Annotated in this window: 18 protein-coding genes and 1 riboswitch; of the genes, 7 read left to right on the forward strand and 11 right to left on the reverse strand. The window is 42.3% G+C overall.

Annotation, left to right across the window (positions count from 1 at the left end; genetic code table 11):
* Positions 1-29: 29 nt before the first annotated feature.
* The 3 genes from MHB46_RS09765 to MHB46_RS09775 form a co-directional block, all read right to left on the reverse strand.
* Positions 30-629, reverse strand: a complete 600-nt coding sequence (locus MHB46_RS09765; protein WP_017426246.1) for a response regulator transcription factor — start codon at positions 627-629, stop codon at positions 30-32.
* Positions 626-1,759: a sensor histidine kinase gene (locus MHB46_RS09770; RefSeq protein ID WP_341162205.1), complete on the reverse strand. Its 1,134-nt coding sequence runs from the start codon at positions 1,757-1,759 to the stop codon at positions 626-628. The genes MHB46_RS09765 and MHB46_RS09770 overlap by 4 nt, the downstream gene beginning before the upstream one ends.
* Before the next feature lie 68 nt (positions 1,760-1,827).
* Positions 1,828-2,889 (reverse strand): fatty acid desaturase, encoded by a 1,062-nt coding sequence (locus tag MHB46_RS09775; protein WP_013308916.1) that lies wholly within the window; start codon positions 2,887-2,889, stop codon positions 1,828-1,830.
* Between the two features lie 213 nt (positions 2,890-3,102).
* A riboswitch (ZMP/ZTP riboswitch) is annotated at positions 3,103-3,187 on the forward strand.
* 112 nt (positions 3,188-3,299) lie between these two features.
* Between MHB46_RS09775 and MHB46_RS09780 the strand changes: the two genes are divergently transcribed.
* From MHB46_RS09780 to MHB46_RS09790, 3 genes are all read left to right on the forward strand, one after another.
* Positions 3,300-4,166: a bifunctional 5,10-methylenetetrahydrofolate dehydrogenase/5,10-methenyltetrahydrofolate cyclohydrolase gene (locus tag MHB46_RS09780; RefSeq protein ID WP_029517626.1), complete on the forward strand. Its 867-nt coding sequence runs from the start codon at positions 3,300-3,302 to the stop codon at positions 4,164-4,166.
* The gene (locus MHB46_RS09785; RefSeq protein WP_341162206.1) at positions 4,163-4,798 is read left to right on the forward strand and encodes a cyclodeaminase/cyclohydrolase family protein; all 636 of its coding nucleotides are present in this window, start codon (positions 4,163-4,165) and stop codon (positions 4,796-4,798) included. Before MHB46_RS09780 ends, MHB46_RS09785 begins: the two co-directional genes overlap by 4 nt.
* Before the next feature lie 195 nt (positions 4,799-4,993).
* Positions 4,994-6,496, forward strand: coding sequence for a stalk domain-containing protein (locus tag MHB46_RS09790; RefSeq protein WP_341162207.1), 1,503 nt, complete (start codon positions 4,994-4,996; stop codon positions 6,494-6,496).
* Between the two features lie 118 nt (positions 6,497-6,614).
* Here the strand turns inward: MHB46_RS09790 and MHB46_RS09795 are convergent, their stop codons facing one another.
* Both MHB46_RS09795 and MHB46_RS09800 read right to left on the reverse strand, forming a co-directional pair.
* Complete coding sequence (locus MHB46_RS09795; protein WP_081326333.1) at positions 6,615-7,607, reverse strand: ABC transporter substrate-binding protein; 993 nt, start codon at positions 7,605-7,607, stop codon at positions 6,615-6,617.
* A gap of 194 nt (positions 7,608-7,801) precedes the next feature.
* The gene (locus MHB46_RS09800; RefSeq protein ID WP_068938572.1) at positions 7,802-8,194 is read right to left on the reverse strand and encodes a winged helix-turn-helix transcriptional regulator; all 393 of its coding nucleotides are present in this window, start codon (positions 8,192-8,194) and stop codon (positions 7,802-7,804) included.
* Positions 8,195-8,338: 144 nt separating this feature from the next.
* Between MHB46_RS09800 and MHB46_RS09805 the strand changes: the two genes are divergently transcribed.
* On the forward strand, positions 8,339-9,013 hold the full coding sequence (locus tag MHB46_RS09805; protein ID WP_039272438.1) for an NAD(P)H-dependent oxidoreductase: 675 nt from the start codon (positions 8,339-8,341) through the stop codon (positions 9,011-9,013).
* 99 nt (positions 9,014-9,112) lie between these two features.
* Here MHB46_RS09805 and MHB46_RS09810 read toward each other — a convergent pair whose 3' ends face one another.
* The 3 genes from MHB46_RS09810 to MHB46_RS09820 all read right to left on the reverse strand — a co-directional run bounded on the left by MHB46_RS09810 (position 9,113) and on the right by MHB46_RS09820 (position 13,955).
* On the reverse strand, positions 9,113-11,974 hold the full coding sequence (locus MHB46_RS09810; RefSeq protein ID WP_341162208.1) for an S-layer homology domain-containing protein: 2,862 nt from the start codon (positions 11,972-11,974) through the stop codon (positions 9,113-9,115).
* A 421-nt stretch (positions 11,975-12,395) separates the two neighbouring features.
* Positions 12,396-13,103: a hypothetical protein gene (locus MHB46_RS09815; protein WP_341162209.1), complete on the reverse strand. Its 708-nt coding sequence runs from the start codon at positions 13,101-13,103 to the stop codon at positions 12,396-12,398.
* Positions 13,104-13,538: 435 nt separating this feature from the next.
* The gene (locus MHB46_RS09820; protein ID WP_023987117.1) at positions 13,539-13,955 is read right to left on the reverse strand and encodes a MerR family transcriptional regulator; all 417 of its coding nucleotides are present in this window, start codon (positions 13,953-13,955) and stop codon (positions 13,539-13,541) included.
* A gap of 360 nt (positions 13,956-14,315) precedes the next feature.
* Here MHB46_RS09820 and MHB46_RS09825 point away from each other — a divergent pair, with 360 nt between their 5' ends.
* Both MHB46_RS09825 and MHB46_RS09830 read left to right on the forward strand, forming a co-directional pair.
* A complete protein-coding gene (locus MHB46_RS09825) occupies positions 14,316-15,356 on the forward strand; it encodes an NAD(P)-dependent alcohol dehydrogenase (RefSeq protein WP_250243289.1) in 1,041 nt (346 codons plus the stop codon).
* Positions 15,357-15,605: 249 nt separating this feature from the next.
* A complete protein-coding gene (locus MHB46_RS09830) occupies positions 15,606-15,812 on the forward strand; it encodes a DUF3953 domain-containing protein (protein ID WP_341163721.1) in 207 nt (68 codons plus the stop codon).
* A 125-nt stretch (positions 15,813-15,937) separates the two neighbouring features.
* On the opposite strand, the gene MHB46_RS09835 is transcribed toward MHB46_RS09830, so the two are convergent.
* The 3 genes from MHB46_RS09835 to MHB46_RS09845 all read right to left on the reverse strand — a co-directional run bounded on the left by MHB46_RS09835 (position 15,938) and on the right by MHB46_RS09845 (position 18,808).
* Entirely contained in the window at positions 15,938-17,317 is a 1,380-nt protein-coding gene (locus tag MHB46_RS09835; RefSeq protein WP_341162210.1) for an amino acid permease, read from the reverse strand.
* 528 nt (positions 17,318-17,845) lie between these two features.
* A complete protein-coding gene (locus tag MHB46_RS09840) occupies positions 17,846-18,292 on the reverse strand; it encodes a GNAT family N-acetyltransferase (protein WP_341162211.1) in 447 nt (148 codons plus the stop codon).
* Positions 18,293-18,340: 48 nt separating this feature from the next.
* Positions 18,341-18,808 (reverse strand): MarR family winged helix-turn-helix transcriptional regulator, encoded by a 468-nt coding sequence (locus tag MHB46_RS09845; RefSeq protein WP_061831604.1) that lies wholly within the window; start codon positions 18,806-18,808, stop codon positions 18,341-18,343.
* A 199-nt stretch (positions 18,809-19,007) separates the two neighbouring features.
* Between MHB46_RS09845 and MHB46_RS09850 the strand changes: the two genes are divergently transcribed.
* Positions 19,008-19,883: an SDR family NAD(P)-dependent oxidoreductase gene (locus MHB46_RS09850; RefSeq protein WP_341162212.1), complete on the forward strand. Its 876-nt coding sequence runs from the start codon at positions 19,008-19,010 to the stop codon at positions 19,881-19,883.
* The last annotated feature ends 22 nt before the right edge of the window (positions 19,884-19,905 follow it).

Here is a 19,905-nt window from a genome sequence, read left to right on the forward strand (position 1 = left end):
TACATTTTGCTTCATAGCGTCCCTGTTTCTCATTTAAACCAACCTTTTTCATTAAAACGTGTAATCGCCTCGATCCGGTTACTGACACCCAACTTATCGAGAATGACTGAAATATAATTGCGCACCGTCCCTGTCGTTAAATACAGTTCACCAGCAATCTCTTTTGTGTTCTTTCCGTCAGCGATGAGCGCTAAAACGGTCTTTTCACGCTCTGTTAGCGGGTTGACTTCGGCATAAGCATCATCGACCAGTTCCGGGGCATAGATACGCCGACCTGCCATAATGCTTCGAATGGAGGAAGCCAGCTCTTCACTAGGACTGTCCTTGAGCAAATAACCGTGTGTCCCCGCCTTGATCGCTCGTTCAAAATACCCGGGACGGGCAAACGTAGTTAAAATCAGCACCTTGCAGTTCAAGCCTTTGAGTTCCTCAGCCGCATCCAATCCGCTCTTGATCGGCATTTCGATGTCCATAATGCATATGTCTGGCTGGTGCAGCTTCACCAGTTCTATAGCTTCTTCCCCGTTGCTTGCTTTTCCGACTACTTTCATGTCCTCTTCCAAGTCCAGCAGGGAGGCTAGAGCACCCAGCAGCATACGCTGGTCCTCCGCAATGACAATTCGAATCATGGCCCCACCTCCTCATTCGGCTTTTCAGTGATATTGGGCACTTTAATAACCAGGGTCGTTCCCTGATCTGAACGCAGCTCCATACATCCGTTCACGAATTCGAGCCTTTCTTTCATACCTTTCAGGCCGTTTCCACGAAAGGTTCCATTTTCTCTCGTAATACCGACTCCATTATCCTGAATCCGAAGGGTTAATTCCTTACGAGACGGCTCAATAGTGATGGAACAAGCGGTGGCTCCACTGTGCTTAACCACATTTGTCACTGCTTCCTTCATACACATACTAAGTACATTCTCATTCATTAATGATGTATGCTCCAGCTTCGGGTCGCCCTCTAGAGTCAATTCAATGTGAGCAGCCTTTAAAATCTGCCGAATACGTAGCAGTTCATCCTCTAGTCGCATACCGCGCATTTGAGTAACCATTTCCCGCACCTCTTTTAACGCACTTCTCGCCGTGAGACGAACATCGTTAATTTCGACATGAGCCCGCTCCGGGTACTGATCTATCAGTTTGCCCGCCAAATCGCTCTTCAGCCCAATGAGTGACAGCTTCTGACCTAAGGTATCGTGTAGGTCGCGCGCAATTCTTTGCCGTTCCTCCAACTTAATCAATTCCGATATTTTCTTATTGGCATCCTCTAACTGGACTTGGAGCCGATCGCTTTTGTTGCGATTAAAATTCGTAATCGGAAGGAGAATCACACCGATCAGATTGAGCAGGATAAAAGGAATCTGTTTAATAAAAACGGGATTCTGAGAAACAAAACCGTAATTGATCAGTCCAATCGTAATAACCATTAAAATAATATACAGCGTCGTAAATGCAGCCTTACTTTTAATATTACCGATCAGATAGGCGATAAATATGGAAAAATACATATAGCTAAACAGCAGTGTCATGGTAATCGATATGGCAATTTGTACACTGGTCCAAAAGTATATGAGCCAGCCTTTCGAGACAAAAGCCAATACATAACATGCAAAAAACACCAAAATAATAGCAGTACCCAGAATAATATGACTTGTAGATGAAGAGCTAAAGTAGTAAAAGGGCAGGATATAAAAGACGACCCACACATAAGGGCTAAGTCCAGTATTTCTTTGAAAAATCTGATACCATTTTTGCATCCTGCCCACCCTCTTCTACTTCACTTGACTTATATCTCTTATCATATCATACCAAGTTTTGTACAAAGTTATTTTCTTTCTGTGCTTACAACAGGTGTAGGGATGGGTTTCGTAACTGCAACCCGTTTGCTGAGGAGCGGCTTCACTTGTTTAAAGGTCAAAAAGGTTTTCGTATTTTCATCCCAAAGGCGGAACTTCAATGATTGCAGACTGCTACTTACTGTGATCGTGGTCGCCTTTTGAAGTAACGGTGTCGCTTCATGCGCTTTTTCCAAATTATAATTTGGCACTTTGGGGCTCAAATGATGAACGTGATGAAATCCGATATTCCCCGTAATCCATTGCAATACTTTAGGAAGCTTGTAGTAAGAACTGCCTTCTACGGCTGCATTAATATAACTCCACTCTTCATCGTGCTCAAAATACGAATCCTCAAATTGATGTTGTACATAGAACAACCAGATGCCCAACATACCGGATACAAAAAAGATAGGTGCCTGTACGAGAAGGAAGGCCTGCCATCCAATAGCCCAGCACAACAGTGCATACAATGCAACGATGGATATATTCGTCACATGAGTGTTCATTTTTTCCTTGCGTTTGGCTGTCTTGATATTAAAGCGATAGGAAATCAAAAAAGTATAGATCGGACCTAACCCAAACATAACCCAAGGATTTCGATATATGCGATAGGCCAGCCGTGTCCATGTGGAAGCCTCTGTGTACTCTTCTACCGTAAGCACCCACATGTCACCTGTGCCTCTTTTATCCAGATTACTGCTTGTTGCATGGTGGATCGCGTGACTATTTTTCCATTGATGATAAGGACAGAGCGTAATAATACCTGTAATCGTTCCCACAATGTCGTTCAGCTTGCGGCTTTTGAAGAAGGATTGATGACCACAATCATGAAAAATAATAAACGTCCGTACCACAAACCCCGATGCAACAATGGCAATGGGAAGCGTCAGCCAGTACGAAACCGACAGGCTAAGATAAGCAGCATACCACAATAGGATCAGTGGACCCAAAGTATTGATGAGTTGCAGAACGCTGGATTTCGTGTTTATTTTCTCGTAGGGAGCCATATTTTTTTTCAATTGGGCTAATGGGAGTTGTGTCATACTCATTATGATCCTCCTTTAAAATGACGCCTATACCTTGATCCTGTTAGGCGTACATGTTGATCTAATCTCAGTATAAGGTGAAGACTGTAGACGCTGTAGTCATAAACGTCAGCTCGGGTATATGACATTTGTCATATAGACAAGTAACATAACCCGTTTTCCAAATGTTCGCGGGTTTCTTTTCTGAGGATTATTTGTTAAAATATAAGACATAATAACGCTGTATGTGACTGGCGAAGTCAGTGGAATGAACCACGAGGGAGCATACAAAAAAAGCGTACCGTTCGCCTGGGAGAAGTATTTGCAGAGGATTCGTCTGTCTTGACGACCTTGTGCAAATACTTTTTTTCGTTTTACAAGACCATGACACCCTGTTGATAAATCATTCGATAAATTCAGAGGAGGCTCGGACTATGGCTATTATCATGAAATCCAAAGAAGCAGCTGAGCAAGTATATGCAACGATCCGTTCACAGGTAGAAGAAATGAAGCAGCAAGGACACCGTCCCCATCTGGCGACACTATTGGTAGAAGGTGATCCGGCATCTGCCTACTATGCCCGGACCAAGCAAAAAATAGCGGAGAAGCTGGGCATCTCATTTCATCTCCATACTTTTGATCGTCATGTTAGCGAAACCGAGCTACTGCACCTGATCGGCAGTCTGAACGATGCATCCCATGTACATGGCATTATGCTGGAACTGCCGCTTCCCCAACATCTTTCCGCCTCCGTTATTAAACAATCCATCGCCCCCTACAAGGATATTGATGGAATTACACCTGATAACAAGCTGGCTACCGTAACAGGTGACGCCGGACTATATCCCGCAACACCTCAAGCCTGTATCGAGCTGCTCAAGCATTACGGTCACACATTGGCAGGCAAAAATGTCACTCTCGTGGGCATCGGACAGACAGTGGGACTTCCCCTTTTCCACATGTTGCAAAGAGAAAATGCCACCGTTACCGCCTGTCATGCAGGAACACGTGATATTGCAGAGCATCTGAGCCATGCAGACATTGCCTTCGTCGCAGTCGGATGCCCTGATGTGATTACACAGGATATGGTTCATCCCGGTCTGATTTTGGTAGATGCGGGAATTAATGAGACGCTAGAGGGAAAAATAGTGGGGGATGCCGCTTTAGACGTTGGGGAAAAGGTCCATGCCATTTCTCCGGTTCCCGGCGGTGTTGGCACCTTAACAACTGCGATTTTATACAAAAATCTGCTCAAAGCAATACATCTGCAACACTACTCCAGAGAGGTGGTCTATTCATGAGTGAACTGTCGTGGAATCATTCCATCGGGCATTTTCTAAAAGAGGCTGCAAGTGCAGCGCCTACCCCCGGCGGAGGAAGTGTATCCGCACTGGCTGCGGCACTAGGCGCGGCTATGACCTCCATGACCGCCAACCTTTCACAAGGAGAAAAATATGCGCATATCCATGAACAAATCACGGACGTCATTAGCAGCATGGAAAGATTGTCTACACATTGTGAGGAACTAATGGTCGCAGACATCCAATCCTTTGAACAGTACATGACCGCGCTGCGTTTGCCCAAGGAAACGGACGAAGAAAAGCGCTATCGTATCCATTCCTTACAGACAGCGGTGATCGCTGCCATTGAGGTCCCCATGCGCCTGCTGGAAGTATGCCGGGACGGATTGTCGCAAGCCTACAACATTGTGGAAATGTCCAATAAAAATGTGATTTCGGATCTTGGCATCGGCGCAATCCTGTTCGAAGCCGCCGCTCAATCTGCCCTGCTTACCGTCGACATTAACCTTGCTTCGCTGAAAGATTTGGATGTCAAATACTCCTATGAGACCAAAACAGCCGCACTCATCCGTGAAATCGGACAGATCAAAGAACAAACCTTGTTGATGGTGCGCAGTCGAATAGCGAATTAGATTGCTCATAACCGTGTTTAACCTGTTCGAACCAATATATTCTGCTTACTCATTAAAAAAAATAGCCTCCAAATCCATCTCTAATCGTGGGTTTGGAGGTTATTTTATTGAAATTGATACATTTTGGAAAACTTTTCTATATAATCTACGTCTATGGATAGGGCGATACATTGATCAAGAAATGAGGAAAATCGTATGAAAAGACAGGCTCTATTACTCAGTATAATCACGTTATTGCTGCTCAGTCCCAGTGTATGGGCGGCCGGAGATAACTCCACATCCCATATTCGCTCCTATGATTCTGGAAGTTTAATTCAGTCTGATGGAAGCTTGTGGCTGTGGGGTTATAATCAATCCGTACCGACTCGTGTAGAGGGTGAGCCGGACGTTGTAAAAACATTTTCTAATATCATCAACGAGGGCGATCTGGTATTTACCTTACAAGACCACTCTGCTTGGTATGTGCCTAGAAATAATATTGCTGAATCCGTGAAATTCGTTCCTCTGGAAGGATTAGAGAACCTCGCAGCTGTAAGTAATTTGAATGATCATGTGCTCGCTCTGAGCAGCGAAGGCAGCATATCTTCCGCTGAACGGCTCGACAATGGAAACATCTCTAGTCCTTTTCAAACCCTATCTGGCATCGACGAGGTTGCCAATATTGATAGTTACTATGAGGAAAGACCGGATTATGAGGAACGCTGGATATTTCTAAAGAAAGACGGCAGTGTATGGAAAAATACAAAAGCCTTGCAGGGCTTCGAACCTATTTCATCATTAAAGGATATTACGTCAATCGCTAAAAACATAGCCTTAAAAAAAGATGGCACCGTGTGGACGTGGCCCAAAGAATTTGATAAAAATGCAACTCCGTCCGAAACTCTATCCGTATCGCAAATTCAAGCTTTATCGGATATCAAGACAATCAAGGCCAATAGGTATTCCAATCTCGCAATTGATCAGCAAGGTCGGCTATGGTTCTGGGGTGCTACAGTTACAGGTTACTCAGATAATACAACCTATCACAACGAAAATACCCCTGTACTATTAACAGGAGTAAAGGATGTTAAAGACGCGTTTTTCGCCGAACGCTCCATACTTGCCCTCACCACAGCTGGGAATGTATATGTTGCGTCTCTAGATGGTGAAAAGTTACCATCTAATACACCCTTTACATTACTTGCTAAAAATATTCAAAGCATCAAAGCAGGACCACGGCACGTAATCATGCAAAAAACAGATGGCACCCTATGGGGCTGGGGTGTCAACAAACACGCGCAGCTCGGTATAGGGGACTATGAGTTTCTGTATAGTTCACCAGTTCCTGTACAAAAACCGATTCTTGTCCGTCTCAATGGTTCGCCTGTCTCTCTGAGTAATGGTGTCATTACCCGCAACGGGCAGGCGTTTATTCCCCTTCGTTCTGTTTTTGACAAACTGGGGGCCGAGATCGCTTATGATTTCAACAGCAAAATAGCGAAAATGAATCAGTCTAAGACAGAAGACCATCCTGTCTCTCTAGAAGTAAATTTCAAAACCAGCCAAACAAAAGTGAACGATAAAGCCGTAAAATTCACCAATCCGCCCTTCATGGTGAATGGTATTGGTTATCTTCCACTAAGGCTACTCAGCGAAACGCTGGGGGCCAAGGTAGATTGGATACAAAAAGAAGATACTATTGAAATTACGACAAAATAGTAAATTAAAAACCAGTCCAAACATGATTCATGTTGGACTGGTTTTTTATGCTATACACTGCGATAATATGCGAATTCCTATCTGTTTTGGGCAATTCATTACAACGTAGATCTCACATCTATTGTTTAGCTTTATTCTCTTTTTCTCTTTCGACCAGCATATCTACGATCATATCAATTTGCCCGGTAATAGCGATTGGATCATAGCGATAATACGTATCAAAATCGTTAAAGAACACTCTATTGTTCTTCACCGCAGGAAGATTCCCCCACACAGCGGACGACTTTAGTTGCTTGAGCGCGTCACCCTTTTTCTCGGGGTCATACGTAGTCAGGAACATATAATCTGCGTCATACTGTGGCAATACCTCCATCGAAAGCTGCACCGTTTGTTCCTTGGAGTTCACTGTTTTCTTTGGCATGTTCAGTTTAAGCGCATTGTATACAGCTTGGCCGCCGCGACCCGCATTGTCGCCAAAGATCCAAAGTGCGTGCTTGTCCGTCAGCTCATACAAACCGAAAGTTGCCTTTTCGTCAATCACACCTTTAAGACGTGCGCGACCTTCAGCGGCCTTTTTATCAAATGCAGCAATAAATTGCTCAGCCTTCTCCTTTTCCCCGGTGATATCGCCGAACAGCTTGACCGTGTCATAGATATTAGTCGTCGTGCCGTACGGAATGTACAGGGTAGGTGCGATTTTAGACAAAGCCTCATAATTCGTATCCTTCATAACCACGATCAAATCAGGTTTGAGTTCCAGCGTCTTTTCCAAATTGGTCGGATCACCCACCTCTTTGGTTCTTTTTTCCTTCAGCAAATCGGTCAGAAAAGGATTTTGAAACGCAGTCGGCTCTACACCCACCACGTTAGCACCTACAGACAGCAGTTCTCCGCCGTAAAAATCCGTTACAATACGCTGGGGCTTAGCAGGAATTTGAATATCCCCCTTAACCGTTTTAAAGCTTCTAGTCTCTCCAGTAGTAGCCGACTCTTGCTTATCTCCTGAAGATGAAGCCGGATTACTTCCATTATTATTTCCGCCGCAAGCGCTGATGAGTACAGACAATACAAGTAACATAGCTGTCATCATAAAATACGATTTTCTTTTCAACTGATTAACCCCCTATATATTGTGAAGATGATCTTCCCGATACGCATGATAATGATTATCAATATCGTAAGAAATATATCAAGCGTCGTCCTTGCTGTCAACTGAAAAACGAACTTTGTACATCCCTCCTTAATAAATCAAAAGACCTGCCAAAATGATGGTCAGGTCTTTTTCGTGGAGCCGTCTTCAAAAACCTACACATTGGGGCTAGGTTGCTGAAGACTGCTTTCTGGTGATCGCTGTTTTGTTTTATATTCTTCTCCCCAATCCTTCATCAAGTTAATAATCGGGATGAGCGTTTTTCCGAATTCGGTGAGAGAGTATTCGACCTTAGGAGGAACCTGTTGGTAGACTTCACGGTGAACGACTCCGTCCTCTTCCAGCTCACGCAATTGGAGTGTCAGCATACGCTGAGTAATTCCCGGACAGATCCGCCGAAAATCACTAAATCGCTTAGTCCCATACATGAGATGATATAAAATAATCCCTTTCCATTTGCCCCCAATCACGTCCAGCGTGAACTCAACTGGACACGCCTGATCATTTCCAGCGGTACATTCCCCAAAGCCGCCTTTCCGATTGCGCATAGGCTTTTCTCCTCCTTGGTATCATTTTATATACTACAGCACATTAATGTGCGTACTTCAAAAACGGTCATGTATATTCTAATATTAAGCATGTCACTTGGTAAGCGTCAATTTTAATCAACATCCATAAGGAGTGGAATAACGATGGAAACCTTAGCTACTACTAAAGATCAAATCTTATCTGCATACGAGTTCAGACATGCAACGAAGGAATTTGATAGTCATAAGAAAATTAGCGATTCCGATTTTGATTTTATTCTTGAAACCGGTCGTTTATCTCCAAGCTCGTTTGGCTTTGAACCCTGGAAATTTGTTGTCGTCCAAAGTAAAGCTATGCGCGAGAAGCTGCTTCCTTACTCTTGGGGGGCACAAAAACAGCTGCCAACAGCCAGCCATTTTGTACTCATCCTCTCTAGACTTCCTGAAGATATGGTAGCCTCCTCCGATTATATCAAGAGTATGATGGAGAACGTGCAGCAATTACCTGCTGAAGTGATGCAAGGCAAAGAGAAAGTATATGATGCCTTCCTTAAATCAGATTTTGCGCTGGAGGAAAATAAAAGAGCCTTGTTCGAATGGGGCTGCCGGCAAACCTACATCGCACTGGGCAATATGATGACTGCCGCAGCTCAAATCGGCATTGATTCCTGCCCTATCGAAGGTTTTAATAAACAGGAAATCGAACGCATCCTCTCTGAAGAAGGCATTATGGATGCCAAGCATTTCGGTATTTCTTGTATGGTGGCATTTGGCTACCGTCTCAACGAGCCGCGTGGCAAAACTCGACGCTCTGTAGATCAGGTTATTGAGTGGGTGTAAAACCTTTTCTCTAAAACAAAGGGGTGCCCAACAGCCATTTCGATGGCTGTTGGGACACCCCCTTTTCATAAAACCTCAGTTCTTACTTTTTCCAATTACCTACTGATAATTCACTTCTTCTGCAAAGTAAATATCCTTCAAACGATCCTTTACGCGTTGAATTTCATCTGCTGTTAAAGGAGCCGCTGGACATAGCTTGAAGTTCCTTCCGGTGACATAGCTTACGTCCGTGTGACCATCCAAGTTGTAGGCCATCTTCGGAACCGGTTTTCGGGTATAATCGGTAAAGTCAATAATGGACCATGCCGCATCTCCATCCTCTTTGGATAAAATAATCCGCTGTGAGGCATTTTCGGTCCACAAATAGCGCAGATTCGCTGGTGAATTATTGGAATCCATAGCCGTCTTAATACCTGAGCCTCTAAACATGAGCGTAAACTCCGTATGATCATTATTGGATCCTGCTACTGATTCATAAATCTGTTTCAGCCCGTCCACGCCTACGATCTCAACCTTGCGATCAACAGGGAAGTGATTCACAAAATTCTCCCATATTGGAGCCATGTTATGGGTGTTGGCAAGTGCGTTGATGTCCAAAATAATGGACAAGTAGTTGACTGTATTTATACGTTGATAAGGGTTATCCAAATATTGCTGTACTATATACAGTTGTGGTGCCGCATCTGTCTCCGTCACATACGGGTCACCCGGATGAAGAGTCCAGCGTGAGGAATCTTTGGTATAGCGTGATCCAATCGGATCAATCGTAACCGAGTTCATGAATACGGTACCGCTATTATCAGCAATTCCTTGTGCGGGAACAATCGGATTGTCCTTATGGGACCAGTAAGGCATCAAGGGTGAGCCCTCACCATACATGCCGTTGACATTATATTGTGTAGCCGACCATCCCATCGCGGATGTAATTCGATAGTGATCTTTTAACCATTGAGTCTGTTCAGGATTCACCGTAAAGCTGGTCAATGATTTCGGGAGATACTTCCGATATTGGTCTGTATCCATGCTTTCAAACACGGATGGTAATCCCATCGAACCAGATTGGTGTAGCTCATTGAATGCATTGTAACGATACATGTACAGCCACTCATCCATCTTTGCTTCCCATATAGGAAGCTCGTACTGGTTCGGATACCCCATCAGAATTCCGACTTCATCTCCATACTGATCGACATATGCCATAACCTGTTTAAGCTGCGGCCGATTCGCTTCTACAAAAACAAATCCGTTTTCCATCGCCCACGTCACTTTGATATTGGGACCAAAGTGATCCATTAGCAATTGACGAGATTTCTTGATTTGGTCTACCGTAGTCGCGCTTCCCTGCAGCATGACGGAGACAGCAAAGTATTGCTTTTTGCGTTCTCCCGGTACTACTGTTAATTCCGCATCGGATGTGAAGAGAATCCCTTGGGATGGTGACTCAACCGTGATCTTTAATGGAATGACCGAGTTCACTGTCGGAATCAAATGAAGGTTGGCAATCTTTCCATCCTCGTCAAATATTCCTCTGGAATCCTCTACCCGAAGTATCAAGTCTGTCGGCAGCAATCCAGGAGCTATAACCTCTCCATTAGCATTATGAAATACGTAGGACATATTCCAAGCAGCAGGATCTAAAGTAGCAGCCTCTGAAATGTTATACGTAGCCAAGTATACGGACCTAATTACGTTCGGTGGCTCTGCCGGCGGAGTCTTCCCTTTCACGATCAGCTTGGTCTGAGCTGTAAGGACCTGATAAGGTTTGGCAATAGTGACCTTCATTTCTACAGGAATGAAGCTATCCGTAGCCGGAATATTTTCGGAATGTGCGATTTTCCCTTGTTCATCAAAAATACCTAACCCATCACTAAATGTGTACGTAACACTTGTGACGCTGGCAGCAGGAATGCTTACGGGTCGCCCTTTATTGTAGAGCTGAAAGGATAGCTGATACGAAGGGTACCTTTCCGGCTGATTTACCAGCTCCTGCGCCTTGATTACGACCTCATCTACCAGAAAATCCGAAGAATGATCCGGTGGAAGCACTGGTGGATCTGCCGGAATTACTGGTGGTTTGGGGTTAGGTCCCGGTGGTGTAACTGGCGGTTCCGGCTTCGGCTCCGGTGGTGTCACCGGCGACTCCGGTGAATCGGGGCTTGGGCGATGCTTTTTAGGCTCCTCAATTTCCGAATTCACAGGTTGTTGACTAGTTTCCGGTGTCAAATCTACCGTGATCTTCTTCGATTCTTGTTGGCTGGCCGTGTGAGGTATCGCTACAGTTCCACTTCCTAATGACTCCAGCAAACGCTTGGCACGTTCTCTCAGACCTCCACCGCCTAACCATATCCGATAAGCAACCAGCGTGGCGTCCTGCCGTCTCACAGACTCTTTAGGATGGAAATAGTGATTCGTATCTCCCTCGATCAGTTCCAGCCGTTCCATCAGCCATACGCTCGTTTGTGCATAATCTGATATATCAGATTGATCCACAAAACTGGATATACCAGCATATCGGGTATCTTCAGTAACACCAAAATACCGTGCATACCAAACGGCCATATCCTGACGAGTCATATTGTGCTTGGCACCGAATAATTGATCACTAATTCCTTTCGTAATTCTCTCTTCCTGTAAGGCCTGTACATAAGGTAGAGCCCATGGTGACACATCACGAAAAGAAGTTACGCCTCTGTTATTCGATGTTCGCTTTAAGGTTTTAGCGAAAATGCTTGCCCATTCCTGTCGTGAGATAAAATGTAAAGGTCGAAAGCTCCCATCCTGATAACCCGTAACATAACCTTGAGCAGCCATGGTCTCAATCGCATCAGCTGCATAGGAATGTTCGATATCATTAAAGGCTCTGTCCGCAAAAACAGGCGCACTATGTATACAGAACAACCAGACAGCCAGTAAACCAGCCATGTAAAGCCTAATTTGTTTTAACTTTTTCTCATAATTCATTATTCGAGATTATTACACCTCCTTTACGAGATAGCACTGGGCCACTTTCACCTGTACCTTCATATCAACTTTGAAAATTAATCTCTCTTGTTTTCAAACGGTTTTTCATTACTGTTAACACCAAACTGTATATACTTGAATTATCGGAATAATCTCCCTAGGATTGAATAAAGCCAGCAAAAAAAGTGGTTTTGGCAATCTAATGTCCTGTTTATTCACCATGTTTTTTAAGCCGTAATTCCCTATCACTAAACAATGGTTTTCATTGGTAATTAAATATTTATCACCTTTTTGAGTTACTATGTTGATCCCGTATACAAATAAAAAAAGAGATAACATCTGTATCCGCATTCGCTTGGAGAATACAAAATGTTATCTCGTTCTCGTGTACATATATACTTATTAATTCCTGTCTGCTCTTTTAATTCTCTTTAAACTCAGAACCCTTATAAACATAAAAGTAGCCGTTTAAAGTTCCGTTTTGCGGATAAGCAGCAGGATCTTTGTCTTTTATTTGGCCTACCAACTCTCGATTTATAAGCGTAGAAGGGCCTTCCTCAATTAGTGCTTCAGCAGACATTTCAGTGATTGGTTTTACTGTGCTGGACCAGAATGTAACTAAGTAGACATCGTCAGCATTAAAATGATAGCGTCCTTCACTTGGAGTTCCCTCATAAAACAGCTCTGCCAAAGAAGCTGCCTCAGACCCTCTCATAAAAATTCGAATCTCATCGGTTCCGTTCCATCTATGAGGAACTCCGCCTTTTGGATTAACGTATTCTACAATTTCTGGCTCCTTGTCGCTAATAAAATCAACAACTGCATATTTATAAACCTCATCCGTTACACTCTTGGTTGCTATTTCAGTTGTTTTTTCTGTTCTATAGCCACTGAACTTTCCATACACATTCGGGGTTTTGCCAATAGTAGCCAAGGCCTTTTCTTGATCCATTAATCCAGCTCTTCCAGCTACTGGTGTCAACCTATACGTCTTGATTTCAGTCCCCTTGTACTGATCCCAAGTGTATTCGTAATAATATTTCGCATAAGATACTCCACTGTTCCAGCCTAAGGATAACAGCATGAGAATACCTACCATGAATACCAACGGCCATTTTTTCAACTTCATACCCTCACCCTCTTTTCTCCAAGTACACTCAAATCATCATTAGCATTATAGCTTTTCAATAAATCTATCAACAGTTAAATATTAGAAGAAAGTATGGATAAATTATGTCCTTTCCATATTAGCCTGTTCTCAAGATAATTTGAGCTTTCTCTCTCGGATGGGGTACGTATGGGTATTATTGCAAAAGATGATTTAAACTATTTGCCTGTATTCTGCTGATCGGTTGCTGCTATATAATGGGCAAATTGCCCGTTGACTTTCGGAATACTTGATCCTCGGTACTACTCCTGTCTGTTCAAGTTACATTATAGTTGGTTCCTAGTTTTCTAAAGCCGATCGCGCTGTTTTAAATCAGTAGGTTGTAGTAAATCGAATATTACAAACGAAATCACCTGTAATTCATATAGAAATGGATGAATTACAGATGCTTTTCTATTAGTTAGTAATGAGACTCCCTATTTTATTGTTTTTATGAATATTTTCCGTTCCGGCTTCCAATGCAGTTTTGTAATACGAGCATTTATGTTCAATAACTTCCATTGTTTTTTTAAGTTCTTCCATTTGTGCTTCTACAGTAGCTTTTCGTTCCATAAACATGTCATATCTTTGTTGTAGTGTGGAATCCCCACCAGAACACCAATCAATGAAATTTTTAATTTCTTTGATCGGCATCCCGGTGGATTTTAGACATTCAATTATTTTTAAAGCGTCGATATCGGATTCTTTAAATAATCTTGTTCCGCTAGACGTCCGTTCTACAAAAGGCATAAGTCCCTCCTTGTCGTAGTAACGCAAAGCGTATGCTGTAAGATTCAATTCTTTTGCAACTTCGCTGATAGAATATGTCTTCATCATGTATCTCCTATTTTTAATGACATAGACTTCGAGTTAACTCTATGATATAAGTGGGATTCTATCAAGTTATTTGTTGAATGTCAAAGTCCCCTTATAGGAAAAGTAGAATCAGGTGCTATCTAACGAAATATAATTAGCAAGAAAACAACATTACTGGATAGAGGCTTTATTAATAGATGTAATGTACCTGAACCTGTCGCTTGACTTAGAGTTAACTATAAGGGTTAACATTGATTTGCAAGAGAAAAAGTATAAATGGAAATGAATGAAGGGGAACTTCAACCGCTTCAGCTAGTTTTCAATTTATACCGATATAACTTCATTCTCTTGAAAAATACAAATAATAGGAGGCTGTTTATGATAACTGCTAAAGCACGAGCTGTCGATGGCCCAGACAAACCGTTTCGATCGGCTGAAATTAAACGACGGGATCTTGATTCACACGATGTTCTGATTGAAATTAAATATGCCGGCATATGCCATTCTGACATCCACACTGCTCACGGCGAATGGGGGCCAGTAAACTACCCTCTCGTACCTGGACATGAAATTGCAGGGATTGTCACGGAGGTAGGATCTGAGGTTACAAAGTACAGAGTTGGTGACCGGGTAGGGGTTGGCTGTATGGTTGATTCCTGTGGCGAATGTGAGAACTGTCGTAAAGGAGAGGAACAATACTGCCTTAAAGGAAATGTCCCTACCTATGCTGGTGTTGACAAATACGGCGAGCCTACACAAGGCGGATATTCTACCCACATTGTCGTAACTGAGGATTTTGTAGTAAAAATTCCAGATAACATTGAGCTTGACGTGGCTGCTCCATTACTTTGTGCAGGTATTACGACTTATTCACCGTTGAACCGCTGGGGTGCTGGTCCAGATAAGAAAGTGGCCGTTGTGGGAATGGGAGGCCTTGGCCATATGGCTATCAAGATCGCACATGCTATGGGTGCTGAGGTAACCGTTCTATCCCAAACATTAAAGAAAAAAGATGATGGCTTGCAATTTGGTGCTGATCACTATTATGCTACAAGCGAACCAGAAACATTTGAAAAACTTGCTGGGCACTTTGATTTGATTATTAACACGGTAAGTGCTGCCATCGATATGGATGCTTATTTTGCACTACTCAATCTAGATGGAACTTTGGTGAATGTCGGTGCCCCTGGGGAGCCGTTGTCACTAAATGTGATGTCCCTTATCGGACATCGCCGTTCATTTGCTGGTTCAATGATAGGAGGCATCCGTGAGACACAGGAAATGTTGGATTTTTGTGCAAAACACAATATTGTTCCTAAAATTGAGGTAATTTCGGCCGACCAGATTGATGAAGCCTACAAACGAGTGTTAGCTTCTGATGTGAAGTATAGATTCGTAATTGACATTAGCACAATGTAAGCTATGTAAATCATAAGTTGTACAAGTGATTTTAATTGTGAAGGTGTCCCCAAAGTATTACTTGGGACACCTTCACTTTATTCTGTCTACCATCTTATTGTCCATTTCCTCTTTTTGTATTTATTTGTAATCCAAAGATTCCACCCTTAGAATATAATGCAATAGGAATATATAGGAAGGCGGAACTTATCTATGTTCAAGAAAATGGATATTTACAGAATCCTCACTTTAATATTTGCTGTAGTTGTTATGATCTTTTCCTCTTTATCCCTCGTATATCCAGATACCTACAAGCATTCATACAAAATCGCACAATTTTTTCTTAGTCTCGTGCTTTTATGTTCTGGCATCACGGAGTTTAAGGCCAATCGTAAAAGTATGGCAATAGCCAGCTTTATCGTTTCCCTTCTCACTTTTTTTGTATCTATATTTACACTTGTAGTGCGAACAGGATAACCACACGGTTCTATACCTCAGTAACAACCCTTCCATAAGCCCCTCCCTCGTCATGTAAAAGAAAAGCCGAGCGAACTCAGGATCATCTGAATTGCGCTCGGCAAGTGTTACATATTTAGCAATCTTTAGTTTTCCTCTAATTCTTCAATTTTCTGCCGCTTTCCTATGCCAAAGACAAAATATCCAACAACGACGATCGCCATAAATGTTGCCCCGACAATCAACGACAAGCGTGTGTCTGGATTAAACCACATTCCAACGATCACCAGCAACAAAAAGATAATGGTGATGTAATTACTGATCGGAAAAAAACGAGACTTAAAGGTGTGATCCTTCATTTCGTCCTTCCACTTTTTCCTGAAATTAAATTGACTGATGGCTAAGGCAAACCACGGTACCATACCCGGGAGAACACTGGCACTGTAAATGTACAGAAACAGTTTGGAATCAGGCATTAAGTAGTTAAATAACACCCCTACCAGCAGCAAGGAAATAGTCGTTATTATACTATTTCTAGGGACGCCGCTTGCGGAAACCTTCCCAAAGAACTTAGGAGCTTGTCCGTTCTTAGCCAATGTATATAACATTCTGCCCGCACTGTAAATACCACTGTTACAACCTGACATCGCAGCTGTAAGTACAACAAAGTTAATGATACCCGCAGCAGCCACAATTCCTACCTTGGCAAAAGTCAGAACAAATGGGCTGCCGATCTCGCCTATTTGGTTCCAAGGATAAATCGTAACAATTACAAAGATTGCACCCACGTAGAAAATCAAAATACGCCAGATGATGTTTTTAATGGCTTTTCGCAGTGTCATCTTTGGATTTTCAGCTTCACCTGCCGTAATACCTACCATCTCTATCCCTTGGTAAGCCGCTGTTACAATGCAGAGTGCAAATAGAAACCCTTTCAAACCACCTGCAAAGAAGCCTCCCTGGCTGTACAGATTGGATAGACCTATCGGTTGTCCACCGTTACCGAGTCCAAAGAAGATCATCCCCGTACCAACTACTAGCATGAAGATAATGGCGACAATTTTAATCATCGCAAACCAAAACTCAAATTCCCCATAAAATTTCACAGCCGCCAAATTGGCCAATGCAATAATAATTACACCTGCCAAAGCCGGCAACCATTGCGGGATATCTGGGAACCAGTAGCCCACATATACCCCAATCGCAGTGACTTCTGCCATCCCTACGGTAACCCATAAAAACCAATAGCTCCAGGCGGTCAAGAAACCGGCTAAAGGGCTGATATATTTATGAGCAAATGTAGCGAATGAGCCTGTCACCGGTTCAAGAATCAGCATTTCCCCCATGATCCGCATGACAAAAAACATAATAATCCCAGCTAAGAGATAAGCCAACAGCACTGAGGGACCTGCCCATTTTATCGTACTTGCCGACCCCATAAACAAACCGACGCCAATCGTACCTCCAAGCGCAATCAACTCAACGTGCCGTGGCTTTAGCCCTCTCGTTAATTGTTTCGATTCCAAAAGAACGCTCCCCTTCGTATATGTTCATCATCAAACGCTAATGATCCGGAAAACTGTCCCCAAACATTATTAATTTTTCAGACTGACGTGGTCGTGAGTGAACAACTACAAAGTAGTTCCACGATTCGTAATTATACAAGGAAACCACGTCCTATTTACCGTCCAAACCTTACTGTTTCTAAGACCGAGTCCGTAGCATTAGATGCATTGTATGACAAAAAACGCCTAAATACAACTGCTAATTAGCAGACATTTTTAGGCATGAAATGGAAAGGAAGGCTATTCATATTTTCTGAACAATGGTCAATTTAATGCAATGCATTAGAGTGCTAAACATACATATTTCTTCAATGATAAATATCACGATGTTAAGCCTATTTGAAATCTGTATTCTTACAGTGAAAAACATGAAATCCGAATGAAAGAGCAACATTTCAAACATTACCTTGTGATATAACTAGGCATGAATTCCAAACAAGGAGATGAAGATCAGGGTTTTGAACCACTTATTCAATGATGAATATGTATTCATTTGAGATTTTTTATAAAATTTTTTTGATCCTTGGTAAACATATAGCCACGTCGTTCGTAGAACCTGTGAGCCTGTATCCTACTTGGATGAGATAACAGTTTGATCCCGGAAAATCCATGGGACTTCCCCCACTGTTCAAGACGCTCAATCAACATGCTACCTACACCTTGACTTCTATACTTTTCTTTAACAACAAATCCTAGTACATTTACCAAAGATTCAGAAAAAAGTAATTCATGTGGGCTTCCATGAATATATCCTAACACCTCGTTATTTTCTTCATAAACAAAGATCACATCTTTTGATTTTTTTATAATCATTTCAATCTTCTCTTTTACTTTTTCTTCAGAAAATAGATATAGATTGGGGTTAAAATCTTGGTTCAACAAATAAATATCATGATAATCAGAGACTCTAATTTCCCTAACATTTTTTTCTTTCACTTTTAAAATGCCTCCTTTTTTCATCATACGATGCTTTATGTTGAATCATTAATCCTCGCAATCATACCCGTTAAAACACTTCAGCATCTCGATGAACGCTTCAAGTTTAGAATCCTCCCATGTTGAAATACGTTGATAAAACTCTTTTTCTTTTTCTTTTAAAGCTTCCAAGGCTTTTTCACGACCATTGGCTGTCAGGGATATCAACACTCCCCGACGATCCTCAGGATGAGTTTCACTTTTTACATAATTCAAGTGTTTAAGCTGAGTAACAAGCCGACTAACAGAGCTTCGATCCATAGCGGTGGATTCCGCCAAAAATGTAGCGCTTGCCGGACCGTATGACAGGAGACAACGTACAATCAGAAAAGCTGCAGGTTGTAATGATGGATCGAAAAGTGCCGCAGTTTTTACATTGAGTGCATGCGACGCGCTTATAAGTGCATTAAGTTGTTCACCAAGATTCAGTTCTAATTGCTCTCTTGTAGAATCTGGATGTTGAGTTTTATTATCCATATGTCTCCACCTTATTTGAATGAGTTCGAATATATATTTGACATATATCAATCAAAATACATATACTTGATATATATCAATCATATTTTCAACTTTGGTAAGTGTCAAGCAGAAGATCTACAGTATAAAGCATCCACAACCGTAAAGCGTAGACATGAATATGGATGTAATTGGATCGAGAATTTGGAGGATGATTTATATGTCGATATACCCGATTATTGTAATCACTGGTGCTACTAACGGTCTTGGACAATGGGTAGCAATTGAATTAGCCAAACGTGGGGCACATCTAGTCTTAACAGCCAGAAATGAAAAACGTGCTGAAACGACTAAAAATATTTTAAAAGATCTGGCGCCCAATACAAAGGTGGACTTTTTTTTCGGAGACCTGTCTCTTATGAAAGATGTCAAACGTATGGGAGATGAAATTAAAGCTAATTATCCAAAGATTGATGTATTAGTGAACAATGCTGGATTACATGGATTTGAACAGCGAATAACCTCAGAGGGTTTGGCAGAAATGATAGCCGTAAACTATCTTGCACCGTGGCTGTTAACACATACACTACTCAATTCACTCATGGAATCCACAAATGCTAGGATCGTCAATGTGGCTTCTGAAGCATCACGCAACCATGGTGAATTAAAATTACCGGAGGATTTAACAGATACATCTGCATTTACAGCAAGAGGTTCATCTAAGATATACGGAAAGACCAAGCTTCTTAATATCATGTTTACAGAAGAACTTGGACGTCAGCTAGATGGAACTGGAATCGTAGTTAACGCACTTAATCCAGGCTTTAACGTTACCGGCCTTGGTCGCGAGTTAGGATTTTCTTCGATACTTGCGAAAATATTGAACGCTTTGCATATTGGAGACCCACGGAAAGGAGCGGACATCATTATTCGTTTAGCAACAGAATCCCAATATCAAGAAGTGACAGGCGGATATTTTAATGTTGGTACTGGTAAGCCGATTGTGCCGACATATCCTGGTGGGGATATCAAGATGCAACGCCTACTTTGGAGTACTACAACCGAATTATTACGGCAAAAAGGCGTTATGGAATGAAATAGAATCTAATATCGAACAA

Source organism: Paenibacillus sp. FSL H7-0703 (assembly GCF_038003485.1).
GTDB classification, from domain to species: domain Bacteria; phylum Bacillota; class Bacilli; order Paenibacillales; family Paenibacillaceae; genus Paenibacillus; species Paenibacillus polymyxa_B.